The 13949-nt window shown below is 62.3% G+C and carries 13 protein-coding genes; 9 read left to right on the top strand and 4 right to left on the bottom strand.

Features of this window, described 5'->3' with window-relative positions; translation table 11 throughout:
• The 5 genes from QTL95_RS20055 to QTL95_RS20035 all read left to right on the top strand — a co-directional run bounded on the left by QTL95_RS20055 (position 1) and on the right by QTL95_RS20035 (position 2224).
• A complete protein-coding gene (locus QTL95_RS20055; protein WP_018902236.1) occupies positions 1–381 on the top strand; it encodes an SUF system Fe-S cluster assembly protein in 381 nt (126 codons plus the stop codon).
• A 47-nt stretch (positions 382–428) separates the two neighbouring features.
• Positions 429–704 (top strand): ribbon-helix-helix domain-containing protein, encoded by a 276-nt coding sequence (locus QTL95_RS20050; protein WP_289721679.1) that lies wholly within the window; start codon positions 429–431, stop codon positions 702–704.
• Positions 704–991: a type II toxin-antitoxin system RelE/ParE family toxin gene (locus QTL95_RS20045; protein WP_289721678.1), complete on the top strand. Its 288-nt coding sequence runs from the start codon at positions 704–706 to the stop codon at positions 989–991. Before QTL95_RS20050 ends, QTL95_RS20045 begins: the two co-directional genes overlap by 1 nt.
• Positions 992–1084: 93 nt before the next feature.
• Complete coding sequence (gene sufA / locus QTL95_RS20040; RefSeq protein WP_289721677.1) at positions 1085–1480, top strand: Fe-S cluster assembly scaffold SufA; 396 nt, start codon at positions 1085–1087, stop codon at positions 1478–1480.
• Positions 1481–1588: 108 nt separating this feature from the next.
• Complete coding sequence (locus tag QTL95_RS20035) at positions 1589–2224, top strand: LysE family translocator (RefSeq protein ID WP_289721676.1); 636 nt, start codon at positions 1589–1591, stop codon at positions 2222–2224.
• Between the two features lie 16 nt (positions 2225–2240).
• Here the strand turns inward: QTL95_RS20035 and QTL95_RS20030 are convergent, their stop codons facing one another.
• The 3 genes from QTL95_RS20030 to QTL95_RS20020 form a co-directional block, all read right to left on the bottom strand.
• Positions 2241–2516 carry a flagellar basal body rod C-terminal domain-containing protein gene (locus tag QTL95_RS20030; protein WP_289721675.1) on the bottom strand — a complete coding sequence of 92 codons (276 nt, stop codon included), beginning with the start codon at positions 2514–2516 and terminating at the stop codon, positions 2241–2243.
• Positions 2517–3042: 526 nt separating this feature from the next.
• Positions 3043–4485, bottom strand: coding sequence for a transglycosylase SLT domain-containing protein (locus QTL95_RS20025; RefSeq protein WP_289721674.1), 1443 nt, complete (start codon positions 4483–4485; stop codon positions 3043–3045).
• 76 nt (positions 4486–4561) lie between these two features.
• Positions 4562–6226, bottom strand: coding sequence for an arylsulfatase (locus QTL95_RS20020; protein ID WP_289721673.1), 1665 nt, complete (start codon positions 6224–6226; stop codon positions 4562–4564).
• Between the two features lie 300 nt (positions 6227–6526).
• Here QTL95_RS20020 and QTL95_RS20015 point away from each other — a divergent pair, with 300 nt between their 5' ends.
• Together QTL95_RS20015 and QTL95_RS20010 are read left to right on the top strand one after the other, a co-directional pair.
• The gene (locus QTL95_RS20015) at positions 6527–8284 is read left to right on the top strand and encodes a peptidoglycan D,D-transpeptidase FtsI family protein (protein WP_289722419.1); all 1758 of its coding nucleotides are present in this window, start codon (positions 6527–6529) and stop codon (positions 8282–8284) included.
• A 178-nt stretch (positions 8285–8462) separates the two neighbouring features.
• Entirely contained in the window at positions 8463–9959 is a 1497-nt protein-coding gene (locus QTL95_RS20010; RefSeq protein ID WP_289721672.1) for a L,D-transpeptidase family protein, read from the top strand.
• 11 nt (positions 9960–9970) lie between these two features.
• On the opposite strand, the gene QTL95_RS20005 is transcribed toward QTL95_RS20010, so the two are convergent.
• Positions 9971–10891: an AraC family transcriptional regulator gene (locus tag QTL95_RS20005; RefSeq protein ID WP_289721671.1), complete on the bottom strand. Its 921-nt coding sequence runs from the start codon at positions 10889–10891 to the stop codon at positions 9971–9973.
• Positions 10892–10965: 74 nt separating this feature from the next.
• Here QTL95_RS20005 and QTL95_RS20000 point away from each other — a divergent pair, with 74 nt between their 5' ends.
• Positions 10966–11793 carry an oxidoreductase gene (locus tag QTL95_RS20000; RefSeq protein WP_289721670.1) on the top strand — a complete coding sequence of 276 codons (828 nt, stop codon included), beginning with the start codon at positions 10966–10968 and terminating at the stop codon, positions 11791–11793.
• A gap of 144 nt (positions 11794–11937) precedes the next feature.
• Complete coding sequence (locus tag QTL95_RS19995) at positions 11938–13896, top strand: adenylate/guanylate cyclase domain-containing protein (protein WP_442981325.1); 1959 nt, start codon at positions 11938–11940, stop codon at positions 13894–13896.
• The last annotated feature ends 53 nt before the right edge of the window (positions 13897–13949 follow it).

The following is a 13949-nucleotide window of genomic DNA, read 5'->3' as shown; positions in this document are numbered from 1 at the left end:
ATGAGTTTGGACGACAGCGAACAGAAGATCGACGTGCGCGAAGGCATCGTGCATTCCAGCATTCCTGAAGATGAACTGGCGCGTCTCAGCGACGACGTCATCATGGCGCTGAAGACGGTCTACGACCCGGAAATTCCGGCCGACATCTTCGAACTCGGGTTGATCTACAAGATCGACATCGAGGACGACCGCATGGTGAAGATCATGATGACGCTGACGGCTCCCGGCTGCCCGGTTGCCGGCGAGATGCCCGGCTGGGTCGAAAATGCCGTCGGTTCCGTCGAGGGCGTCTCGGGCGTCGAGGTGGCGATGACCTTCGATCCGCCGTGGACGCCGGACCGGATGTCGGAAGAGGCGCAAGTGGCGGTCGGCTGGTATTGAGCGGCCGTTTCGACTAGCATGGTGCTGGTTGAAAAGGAGCTTTGCCAATGGGCAGCCGTGAAATCATCAGCGTGGAGCTCACGCCTGAAATGTCTGAAGCAGTAAATGCTGCGGTCAGTTCGGGGCAATTCGGCTCGGCTGGCGATGTGCTTCTTGCTGCGCTTGACCAATGGCAGTCTGGCCAACTGATTTACGGCTACACGCTTGATGAAATCGACCGTTTGATCGACGAAGGCTTGGAAAGCGGCGAACCTATTGATGGCGAGGAATCCTTTGTGCGTTTGCGCAATCGATTTATTCAGGAATTCGGGGACAAGGCGTAATGGCCTATCGCCTTCATCCGAGGGCGGAAAACGATATCTACGATATCATGGTCCATATCGGCGGGGATAATCCGGCCGCCGCCTTGAAGTGGCAGGCGGATCTCTACGAGACATTTGCGGTGCTGGGGGATTTTCCGGGCACGGGCGTCTCAAGGACGACTTTGAAACGGAAACTGCGGCTCTTTCCCAAGGGGAATTACCTGATTTTCTACCAGATTGCAGCGCGGCATGTGGTGATACTTCGCATCATCCACGCCGCCCGTGATTGGCCGAAGCAGATGCGGTGACGTCAGCCGGTTGATCGATCGCCTGCAAGCGACTACATATTCGATATAACAAGCACCGGATCTTGACCCCGGTTGCGGAAGGAGAATGGGCCCATGGGCTTTGCAGTCATGAGCATGACCGACACCGCCGCGGCGCGGGTGAAGGCGATCGTCGAGAATTCGGGACCGGAGGCGAAGGGGATTCGCGTCGGGATCAAGAAGGGCGGTTGCGCCGGGATGGAGTACACCATCGACCTCGTCACCGAGCCCAATGCCAAGGACGACCTGATCGAGCGCGATGGCGCCAAGGTCTGGATCGAGCCGTCGGCCGTTCTCTATCTTCTGGGCACGGAGATGGGCTTCGAGCAGACGACGTTGCGCTCCGGCTTCACCTTCACCAATCCGAACCAGACGTCGGCTTGCGGGTGCGGCGAATCGGTCGAGCTCAAGCCTGCCGATCTAGCGGCCCTTGCGGCGCGCGGCGACGCCGTGGCGCCGGCCTCGCGCTAGGTCCACAGCTTCTGCCCCGATGCGAGCCGCCAGCGATGGCGGCTTTTTTATTTTTACGGTCTTCGCATCTTGCGCCGTCGAATTGGCTGCGCCAAACGTTTGCCTCATATGACCCTCGACGCACTTCCCCTGCTTTTCGCCAAAGGCGCGCTTCTCGGACTGATCATCACCGTTCCGCCGGGACCGATCGCGACGCTCTGCATCAACCGCAGCCTGCGCGGCGGGTTCGGTTCGGGGACGGCGATCGGGATCGGGGCGGCGATCGGCGATGCGTTTTACGCGCTGGTGGCTCTGGCCGGGATCGCGATCGTTGCGGATGCGATCGATTCCTATGCGATGGTGATCGCCGCTATCGGCGGAATGCTGCTGATCGCGCTCGGCATTCGTGATCTGGTGACGCCGCCGGCGGACGCGGCCGATGTCGGCGGGCGCGATCTGGCACGGACGATCGCCTCGACCTTCGTGCTCGCCATTTCCAATCCCGGCGCACTGCTCTCCTTCGGCGGGCTCTTCGCAGGGCTCGGGCTGGTCGAGGGCGGCACGGCCACAGAGACGGTAACGATCGTGACCGGGGTGTTCTGCGGGGCGATGGCCTGGTGGATGGGATTGAGCGGCGCCGTGACGCTGGCCCGCGACCGCATATCGAGCGACCTGACGCTGCTGGTGCGTCGCATTTCCGGCTGGCTGATCATCGGCTTCGGCGCCGTGGTGCTCGGCTATGCCGTGGCGATGCTGTGGGGATGACGTCCTAAGAACCGGGCTAGTCGCGCTTGACTGATCGCAGCAGTTCCCAGAAATCGGCGCCCGTTTCGAACATCACCGCATTGGCCTGATAGGCCTGCTTTGCCTCGATCATGTCGGTCATCTCGGCGGTGATATCCATCGGCTGGCCGGTCTCGACGCCAGGCCTGGCGCTGTCGACCCTCGTGTAGCCCGGCGTCGTTGCATTGGCGACGTTGGTCGCGACATCCGCGAACCTGCGGGTCTGCGCGCGCATTCCCGAAAGAGCCGTGTTCATGACAGCAGAGACATTCATCGACCATACCTCGATCTCAGTGCTTCCTTCTTAGCGCCAAGGATTTAGCGAATGCTGAATCCGTCCGGCCGGCAATCTTATGCCGGCGAGGGCGGTTGGCCCGATATCGTCCCGATCCGGTACAGCCGCTGAAACAGAGGTCATGCCCGGCCGGGACGATCCCTCCGGGTGATGATGCCTGGTTCGGACGGGGCGCCAGAAACAGCCTCTAATAGTTTAGTTTAGTGACATCTTCCGGCGCCCCGTTCGCCGGTCCGCAATCGTGTCCCGGTCTCTTTACCGGGTGGTCGGCATCTTGTCAGAGATATGCTCGCGGGATTGTTCTTGCTATTGAGGCTTTCGCTGGGCGGGCATTCGGGCGCGTAGCCGCCGGCACGTGGAAATCAGGTCAGGTCGGTCGTCTCGGTTTTGTCGCGCTCATATTAACTCCGGCGGCTCGAAAGACTCGGGTCGGGTGAAGCTAGCGGTGATTTGCGACAATGCTGTTGCAGCGGTCATGAGGCAGCGCAGGTGGAGCACCTTTCCATCACCGCTTCGGCAGCTCCACCTGTTTTCGCTTCTCCATGCGGTCGACAAGCAGCGAATAGGCCACGTAGTACTTGTAGATGTTGCTGACGTATTGGACCGTTTCCCGACCGACGATGGCGGCGGCTCCGTTCTCGACATTGCCGAACCAGATGTCGGGATCGAGACCCATGGATTTTGCCTTCTCGCGGAATTTTCGCAGATTTCCGGGACCCGCGTTGTAGGCTGCGAAGGCGAAAAGCTGGCGGTCCTTGGGTGTCAGCGACTGATCGTCGATATAGGTCGCGATCAGATGGCGCAGGTATTTCGCGCCGGCCTCGACGTTCCGGTCGGGATCCTTGTCGATGCCGCTGATGTCGATGACCTTGTCCCTGGCCGTTGAGGGCAGCATCTGCATGATGCCGACGGCGCCGCGTGGCGAGTGCCGCGATTGATCGAGTTGCGATTCCTGATAGCCCTGGGCCATCAACATCAGATAGTCGAAGGAGTAGGTCCCTCCGTATTTCCGGAAAATTTCGACGAGCTTCTGGAAGCGTTCGACGTCCGAGGGGGAATAGGCGCGTTTGACGATCTTGTCCTGCTTGTAAAAGCTGTTGCGCAGGATGTTGCCGAAGGTGCTGCCGACCTTGTGGTTGGCAACGAAGCCGTTGAGCTCGGCTTTCAGCTGCGGACTGTTCTTGCGGATCGCCCAGGCGATCTTTCCCTCACTGGACAGGACGATGTCGTGACGGACCTTGATGTCGGGAAACACGTGGGACCAGATATCGGCCTTGTAGGCGTCGACGATGATGAAGGGTAGCAGGTCCGCATTGACCATCTCCATCAGGTCCTCGTCCTCCAGGCTCTCGTCCATGGGCTCGATGACGATCTCCGGCTTGCCCGCTGCGGCGAGCTCTCGGTTTCTTGCCAGAAGATGCTCGTGGTAGCTGCTCGATAGCCGCACGGCGACGTGCTGGCCGGAGAGATCGTCAAGGCTTGCGACGGGAGGGCTGCCAGGAGACGCGACCAGAATTTCCTCCGCCGCGGAATAAAGCGGGTCGGTGAAATCGACTTCCTTCGACCTCTCGTCGGTAACGGTGAGGTTGGCCATGACGATGTCACCAAGCCCCTCGTTCAACGCCGCCAGTAGCCTGTCGCGCGGCATGGGTACGAAGACGATGTTGATATGGTCGATCTGTTTCTTGCGGTCCTTGTTCAGAGCCTTTTCGAGCTCGCGCCCGAACTCGACAGCCGTGCCGAACTGCCGTCCCTTGTCGATGAAGTAGATCGTCTTGCTGAAAGGGACGAGCACGCGAACGATACGGCGTTCCTTCATGGCGCCGAGATCGATGACGTGGCTTTCGATGAGGGCGGGTTTTGCGGGCGCCTGAGCAGAAGCAGCCATCGCGCCGACGAGCGCCAAAGCTGCGGCGAGAGCAATCGACAGCTTCGAACGGAACCTCACTGCGGCCTCCCAGCATAGGCCATCATCGATCTTCGTCGCGGGAGCATTATGTTGCTCCCGCGACGATCTGCGAGAACTATTGCGGTGCCAGCCGCTCCAGTTCGTTGAGCCGCTTCAATGCGGCCTGCTGGCGTAGCAGGCCGTAGTTGATGTTGCTTGCGTTCAGGCTGCTGCCTTCCTGATAGGGGTATTGGGTGAAATCAGAGAAGAAGTCCTTGATCTTCGCCTGCACCGGCACAAGCAACCACATGTTTCGGGCGAGGAACTCAATGGCGCCGCCGCCTTCGTGCAACCCACGTTCATACGGGTCCATACGCAGGTTTGCGATGTTGGCCCAGGCTGGAACCTCACGCGTGGCCGTGGCGATATTGCCTTCGCTGTTGATCGCGAAGCTGAGTTTCCAATCGTTCCAGCGGATGGCGTTGAGGTTGCCGCCCTGGTCGAAATAATAGACGGAATCGCGTGGCCCGGTCTTCACTTCGCCCTTGAGCATGGGCGCCAGGTCATAGCCGTCGAGATGCACCTTGAAGGTCTTCGTTCCCGAGGTGAAGCCAGCCTTCATCTGCTCCTTCAGATCCGAAATGCCCGCCGCGCCGGCGAATGTCGGCATCCAGTCCATGAGGGTGACGATGTCGTTGACCTCGGTTCCGGGCTGGACGACGCCCGGCCAGCGCACCATCATGGGAATGCGGAAACCGCCCTCCCATGTGGTTCCCTTTTCACCGTGGAACGGCGTCATCGCTCCATCGGGCCACAAGGCAATTTCGGCGCCGTTATCGGTGGTGTAGAGCACGATCGTGTTATCGGTGATGCCAAGCTCGTCCAGCTGATCGAGGAGCTGGCCGACATGGCCGTCATGCTCCACCATGCCATCGGCATGGATGCCCTTTCCGGTCTTTCCGAGGGAATCCGGTTTCAAGTGGGTGAAGACATGCATGCGCGTGGCGTTGAACCAGACGAAGAACGGCTTGTCCGCTTTCGCCTGCCGGCCGATAAAGTCCTTGGCGGCGCTTAGAAACTCCTCGTCCACGGTTTCCATGCGCTTGGTGGTGAGCGCGCCCGTATCCTCGATCTTGCCGTCCGCTGAGGACTTGATCACGCCGCGCGGGCCGAACTGACGGCGGAATGCCGGGTCCTTCGGGTAGAAATACCCTTCCGGCTCTTCCTCGGCATTGAGGTGGTAGAGATTGCCGAAGAACTCGTCGAAGCCGTGCTTGGTCGGCAGATGCTGATCCTGATCGCCCAGATGGTTCTTGCCGAACTGACCGGTGGCGTAGCCCTTCGTCTTCATGACATCGGCGATCGTCGGCATCCAGTCCTGGATGCCATGCGGATCGCCGGGCATGCCGATCGTCAGCAGGCCGGTGCGGAACGGTTCCTGGCCGAGGATGAAGGAGGCGCGGCCGGCCGTGCAGCTCTGCTGGCCGTAGGAATCGGTGAAGATGGCGCCCTCGCGTGCAATGCGGTCGATATTCGGCGTCCGGTATCCCATAAGGCCCATCGTGTAGGCGCTGATCTGCGGTATGCCGATATCGTCGCCGAAGATGACGAGAATGTTCGGCGGCTTTGCCGCGCCTCCCGCCTGCGCGGGGGCAGGCTGTTCGGTCTGTGCGACAGCAGGCGGCGCAGCGCCCGCGACGGCAAAAGCCGTGAGCGCCAGCGAGGTGCCGCCCAGCAGCAAATCGCGGCGGCTAACGGAAGCAATCGGTTCATCGTGCTTTTGAATTTCGACGTCACTCATCGGAGTTCCTCCTGAGACGAAATCTGCGAGTGGATGGTCCGGCTGTATCGAGGATTGCGGAAGTACGTTACGGTAAACACCCGAGGTTTATGTGGCTGGCGACTTGGCGACCTAGTACTGGTAATGACGACATTAACTCGCCCTTAACCGTGTTGATGCAGCCTTCCATCACTGCTTCGGCAGCTATCGCCGCAGCCGGTCGTACACCAATTGCCCCTTGGTTCCGACCTCAAGGCCGCGGGTTTCCTGATGGGTTCGATTATTCGAGCCTGTCTGCAGATATTGGTGGCACAGGTCTACATGATTGGTTTTGTCGTCCGGCTGAAAACACGCGCTCACTTCAGCGTGCAGGGGAACACGAGCTTCGGGAGAAACGCGCGCGGCGCTTGCGAACAGCGGCGGCGGAGTTCCCGGCAGAGGCTGACGATGCTGATCGTCGGGCTTTCAGTGATATATCTCATCATCGGCGCGCGCCTCGTGCATTATGGCGCTAGCGAGCCCGAGGATACGGCTTCAATCCATTTCAACGGCAATGCGGTGGCGACCCGGCCCGATATCATCGATCGCAACGGTGCGCTTCTGGCGACTGACGTCAACACCGTGTCGCTCTATGCCGAGCCGCGGCGGATCGTCGATGCCGACGAGGTGGTGGAGAAGCTCGCCACCGTGCTGCCCAATCTCGACTGGAGCGACACGCACAAGAAGCTGCGTTCCGGTTCCGGCTTCCAGTGGCTGCGGCGGCAGCTGACGCCGCGGCAGCAATCGGAAATCCTGGCGCTCGGCATTCCCGGCATCGGCTTCCGCCCGGAAAAGCGGCGGTTCTATCCGGGTGCCGCCGGCGCCTCGCATATTCTCGGCCACGTCAATATCGACAATCTCGGGCTGGCCGGGATGGAGCGCTATATCGACCAGCAAGGCTATGCGGATCTGCGCGCCACCGGCCTCACCAACGATACGCGGCTGGAGCCGGTGCGGCTTTCGATCGACATGCGCGTGCAGCACATCGTGCGCGAGGTCTCGGCGCGGGCGATGGCGGAGTACCAGGCGGAGGCGGCGGGCGCGGTCATTCTCGACGTCGAGACCGGCGAGGTGATCGCCATGGCCTCGGTGCCCGACTACGACCCGAACCAGCCGTCGCGGCGGCTGCCCGACGGTTCCGTCGACAAGGAGTACGAAAAGGGCTGGTTCAACCGCATCAGTGGCGCCACCTTCGAGATGGGCTCGACCTTCAAGAGCTTCACGCTCGCCATGGGGCTCGATGCCGGGAAGATCACGCTCGACACCATCGTCGACGCCTCGCGGCCGATTCGCATGGGCGGCTTCACCATCAAGGACTTCAAGGGCAAGAACCGGCCGCTGTCTATTCCCGAGGTGTTCCAGTATTCCTCCAACATCGGCACGGCGGCGGTGGCGGACAGGGTCGGGATCGACGGGCACCGCGAGTTCTTGACGCGGCTGGGGCTGCTCTCGAAGCTGGAGACGGAGATGCCTGGTGTCGCGACGCCGACGCAGCCGAAGACGTGGAAGAAGATCAACTCTGTCACCATTTCCTTTGGCCACGGTGTTGCTACCACGCCGCTGCAGACGGCAGTGGCGGCGGCGGCGCTGATCAACGGCGGCAACCTCATCAACCCTACTTTCCTGCCGCGTTCGAAGACGCAAGCGGCGGAAATCTCGCGCGCAGTCATCAAGGATGAGACCAGCGCCGACATGCGCTTCCTCTACAACTGGAACGGTGTCAAAGGGTCGGGCAGGGGTGCGCAGGTGGAGGGTTTTCACGTGGGAGGCAAGACCGGGACGGCCGACAAGGTGGTCGACGGTCGCTATGCCAGCGATCTCAACTTCAACGCCTTCGTGGCGGGCTTTCCGATGGACAAGCCGCGCTATGTGGTGCTGACGATCATCGATGCTCCGAAGACCGGCCTGCATGGCGGCCGAACGGCGGCATCGACGGCGGCGCCGATGACCAAGGAGATCATCGCCAGGACGGGCGCGCTGCTCGGCGTCAGCCCGCGTTTCGGCATGCAAGGCGAGACGCTGCATCTGGTCAACTACTGACCGGAGTGCAGGAAAGCCACGCTCGATCACGGAAGCGACGCGGACACGAATTTGTGCGCGTCAATCTTCCGCCAGATTGTTGGCGCTTTTTGCGATTGGCGATAGAAGCGTCGCCGCGCGCGCAGTCGCGCGCCGGACGTTTCGCTGGAACGCTCGTGGCACTCTGGGGAATCCATTCATGCATCAGTCCGTCTCCCGCTTCCTGTGGCCTCTGGTCGGGGGGCTGGCATTCGCGAGCACGACGTTGTCCGCGCAAGCCGAACCACGTCCGGCTGCGCCGCCGGTAGAGGCGGCCGCGGTCAAGTCCTATCCCGTGCCGGCGCGCCGGCCGTTGCATATCGCAAGGCAGGGCGACGGCATGTCGCTGTCGACGCTGTTCGATTCCGCCGGCGGCAACCGGGCGAAGATCCTGCATGCCATGGGCGGGCTGCAGATATCCGTCAACAAGGATATCGGCGACGCGATGGAGGCCTATTACGCCGATCCGAAGGCGAAGTTGATCTGGACCGACGGCAAGGGCGCGACGGCCAAGGCTATGCAGGCGATCGGCCTTCTCAAGCAGGCCGAGGACTGGGGCCTTTCCAACAGCGACTACGTCGTCGATGCCAGCTTCGAGCAGCTGCCGCAGGGTTCCGAGCAGCGCGTCCAGGCGCTGGCGCTGTTCGAGGCATCGCTGTCGGACAAGATGCTGATGTTCCTGCAGGACAATTTTCGCGGTCGCATCGATCCTAACCAGCTCTCCAACTATTATGATTTCAAGCGCAAGCCGGTCGACATCAAGGCGACGATCGGCCAGCTTTCGGCGTCGCCCGACCTGATGCCGATCTTCGACCGGTTCATGCCGAGCAACCCGAAGTTCGCGCAGCTCGCGGCCGAACTGCATTATCTGCGCAGCTCCAACCAGGGCGGAAGCGCCACGGCCGACATCGACAAGGTGATCGTCGCGATGGAGGAGATGCGGTGGCTGCCGCAGGAGTTTCCGCAGCGCTACGTCTTCATCAACCAGCCGGAGTACATGGCCTATTACCATGAGAACGGTGAGCTGACGCTGTCGATGAAGGCGGTGATCGGCCAGCAGGACCACCAGACGAACTTCTTCGATGCCTCGATCAAGACCGTGGAATTCAATCCGGAATGGGGCGTGCCGCAGTCGATCATCCGCAACGAGATGCTGCCGCATCTTAAGCGTGATCCTGCCTATCTCGACAAGGAAGGCTACAAGGTCTCGGTGAAGGGCAAGTCGATGTCGTCCGCCAAGGTCGACTGGTCGCAGCCGCTGGAAAACATCTCCGTGATCCAGCCGCCGGGTCCCGACAATGCGCTGGGCCAGCTGAAGATTCTGTTCCCGAACCCGCACGACATCTACATGCACGACACCCCGGCGCGCGGCAAGTTCGCCTCGCAGGACCGCATGTTCAGCCACGGCTGCGTGCGTCTGGAAAACCCACGTGCGATGGCGGCGGCGGTGCTGAAGACCTCGGTCGAGTCCGTCGACCAGGAAATCGCGGGTGGCGCGAAGAAAGACGTGAAGGTGCCGGAGGAGATCCCCGTCTACGTCGCCTATTTCACCGCCTGGCCGACGGCCGACGGCACGGTGCATTATTTCGACGACATCTACGGGCGCGACGCCCAGACGCTAACGGCGATAGCGGCAACGACGGCAAGCCGAGGCTAGGCGAGGCTAATTCAGCCGACCTCTCCGAGGTGGCGTCGGACCCAAGCTGATTCCTGCGATGCGGTACGGCCGAAGTGGCGCTTGAAGTCGCGACTGAACTGGGCGGGGCTGACATAGCCGACCAGGGCCGCGACCTCGGCGATCGTGCTCTCTCCCCGCGCGATCATCAGCCGCGCCTCGTGCAGCCGCATCGCCTTGACATACTGGATGGGGCTGCTGCCGGTCAGATCCTTGAAATGGGCGTGGTAGGAGGCGACGCTCATGCCAGCGTCCTTGGCCAGATCGGCGATCGAGATTTCCGATCCGTAGTGTTCCCGCAGCCACGCGAGGCTGCGGCTGATCTTTCCGGCGGATCCCTGCTGGCGCAGCGCCGCGATCATCGCGCTGCCCTGCGGGCCGACCAGCACGCGGTAGTGCAGTTCGCGCAGGATGGCGGCGCCGAGAACGTGGGCTTCGGCGGGATCGGCGAGGGCCTTCAACAACCGCAGCAGCACATCGTCGATATCATTGGACATGCGGCTCGAGACGAGGCTTCTCGGCCTGTTGTGGACAGGCAGCACGGCATTGGCTTCCAGATGCATCGCTATTTCCGCGGCGACCTGCATGTCGAACTCGACATAGACGGCGATCAGAGGCCGCTCGGGGCTCGCGGCCGATTCCATGCGGAACGGCACGGGCACCGAGACCGCGAGATAGTGGTCCTCGTCATAGAGATAAATTTCCCCTTCAAGGATGCCCTGCTTGCTGCCTTGCAACACGAAGACGGCGCCGGGCTTGTAGAGCACCGGGATATTGTGGAGGACCGCTTCGGTGCGCAAAATGCGGACGCGGGCGAGGGCGGTCGCGTTGTAGCCGAGACGCGGGGCAAGTACCGAGGCGCGTTCAACCAATGCACGCCTTTCTCGGTTTATAGGATTTGGCAAGGCAATCATAGGATCCGCGATCGAAGAGGCGTCTTGGGTATATTATCTGTCAATCCCGTTATTATCCATGGGAGTTTGACGAGATGTCAGGGAAAACATTCTTCATCACCGGCGCCAATTCCGGCTTCGGCCTTGCCGTAGCAGCGGCTGCGTTCCGAGCCCGTCATACCGTGATCGGTACAGTCCGTTCGGATGCCTCACGCGCACAGCTTGTGGAGAAGCTGCCCGGTGTCCGCACCGTAATCTGCGACGTCACCGAGTTCGACCGCATCGACGCCGTTGTCGATGAAGCGGAGCGGGCGCATGGGCCCGTCGATGTGCTGATCAACAACGCCGGCTACGGCCATGAGGGCGTGCTGGAGGAATCGCCGATAGCGGAAATGCGCCGGCAGTTCGACGTCAACGTTTTCGGCGCGGTCGCCGTCGCCAAGGCGTTCATCCCGAAATTCCGTACGCGGCGCAGCGGCTTCATAATCAACGTGACGTCGATGGGCGGGATGATCACCATGCCGGGGATTGCCTATTATTGCGGCAGCAAATTCGCGCTGCAGGGCATATCGGAGGTCATGCGTTCGGAACTCGCGCCGTTCGGCGTTCGCGTCATGACGCTTTGCCCCGGCTCGTTCCGCACCGACTGGGCGGGGCGGTCGATGGTCCGCACCGAGCGATCGATCGCCGACTACGACACGCTTTTCGATCCGATCCGTGAGGCGCGGCAGGCCGTCAGCGGCAAGCAACTCGGCGACCCGGAAAAGCTGGCGGCGGCCGTGCTGACCATGATCGACGCGGACAATCCGCCACCGCAGCTTCTGCTCGGCAGCGATGCGCTGAAGCATGTCACCGCGCGGATCGAGCGTCTGCAGCGGGAGATCCAGGCGTGGAAGGCGGTGACGCTGTCTACCGACGGGTGACGGGCGGCTGGTGGCAGGCCACCCTTCAAACCTCACGAGACTGGATAGGCAACGCCCGCCCATCTTGTGCGTCTCGTGAAAACGCGCTTAGCTGGCGACGAGGAGCGAGGGGCGCGGCTGTCGAGGCCGGCGCGGGGGTTGATCATGGCTGTCCAGATTCCGCGTTCGCTGCTGGGCTGGTCCAGGCCGTTGCGGCTGCATCTCGGCGTGCTCGTCGTGGCGTCGCTGATCTGCACCTCGACGCCGATCATCTGGATGGCCTTCAGCCAAGGGCGCACCGCCGCCGTCGCCGCCGGGGCGCAGCAGATGCGCGAAATGAGCATGCGGCTGATCGAGGGATACCGCAACACTCTGCAGGCGGGCAACGATGCGGTGGCGCTGGCCTCGACGCTGCAGCAACTCGCTTCGCCACCGCCCGGTGACATCAGGGCGAAGGAGACGTTTCTGATCGAGGCGCTGCGCAATGTTCCCAATGCGACCAGCATCTATGCCGGCTATCCCGACGGTTCCTACCTGCAGGTGATCAGCACTGTTCGTGACGACGTGCGCCGGACGCTTGCCGTCCCCGAGGGGACCGCCTTCGCGGTCCGGACCGTCGCGCGGCGCGACCGGCCGGACGTGATCTCGACGCTGCGGTTTCTCGATAATCGCGCAGGCGAGATCAGCGCGCGAAACGTCGAATATGCATCTTTCGATCCGCGCGAGCGCCCGTGGTATCGGGCGGTGGTCCAGGACCACGCGCCGGTGTCCGTCGGTCCCTATGTCGCCGGAACGCTGCAGGCACCGACGCTGACCATCGCTGCACCCACGCGCGACGACGGCAAGGTGGTCGTCGGCATCAACATTCATCTGAGGACGGTGAGCCGGCTTCTGGACGCGAGCGCGATCTCGCCGCGGGCACGGGCCTATATCATCGACGATGGAGATTATCTGGTTGCCCATTCCGATCCCGCCATCATGGGAAGACTGATGGCGCTTTGGTCGCGAGCCAGAGGCGCCATCGGCGCGACGTCCGATGGCTTCGACAGCAGCCTTCCGACCGTGGCACGGCTGCGGCAAGATCCAGCTTTCGCGGATGGCGGGCTGGCACGCGTCACGCTCGATGGCGAACGCTATCTGATCCAGATCGCGCCGATCGCCGTCTCGGGCCTGTTTACAGGCAGCGAGGCGGCGATCGTCGTGCCGCTCGATGACCTCGTGGCGCAAGCCAACAGGCTGCTCCTCCATAACCTCCTTATCGCCGCCGGCTTCGTGATCGCCGGGGTGGCGGCATCAGTGCTTTTGTCGCGAATGGTCAGCCGGTCGCTGAACCAGCTTGCCGAGGAGGCGCGGCGGATCGGCGATCTCGATATTCGCGAGAAAGCCGTTTCGCATTCCTGGATCACAGAGATCAACATGCTGGCGACGGCGCTCGCGGCCAGCCGCCGTGCCATCGGCCAGTTCGCGCTTTATGTACCGCGCGAGGTCGTTCGGCGGATCGTCGATCCCGAGGGGCCGGCGATCGACAAGGCGAAACGGCAGGAGGTGACGGTGCTGTTCACCGACATCCGCGACTTCACCACCATTTCCGAACAACACTCGCCGGAAGAGGTGGTCGATACGCTGTCGGCCTATTTCGAACTCCTGAACGGCATCGCCGAACATCACGGCGGCACGGTCATCCAATATCTCGGCGATTCCATCTTCGTGATGTGGAACGCGCCTGTCGAGGATATCAGGCACGCCGAACACGGCTGCCGTTGCGCGCTCGCGATGAAGGCGGCGGTGGACGTGCTGAACGAGGACAGCAGGCGTGACGGGCTTCCCGAACTGGTCACGCGCTTCGGCTTGCACACGGGGCCGGCGGTGGTCGGCAGCTTTGGCGCCGCATCGCGCCAGCAGTACACGGCCATGGGCGACACCATCAACGTCGCTTCGCGGCTGGAAGGGCTGAACAAGGAGTTCGACACGTCGATCCTGGTGAGCGGGGCGACGCGAGACGCCGTGGGCGATCGCTTCGATCTTCGCCCGCGCGGACCGGTGCAGCTCAAGGGGCGCGCCGGGAAGGTGGATGTGTGGGAACTGGCAGGAGCGTCCGGCAAGGCGGGGCATCGCCAGCAGTGACATGGCCGCCTTGGCTGGGCGCAGTTAGGCTCTCGGTCATTGTCCACGCAGCC

Source organism: Rhizobium sp. S152 (assembly GCF_030380735.1).
Classification (GTDB): Bacteria; Pseudomonadota; Alphaproteobacteria; order Rhizobiales; family Rhizobiaceae; genus Rhizobium.
This window is presented reverse-complemented; position numbering and strand designations above follow the sequence as displayed.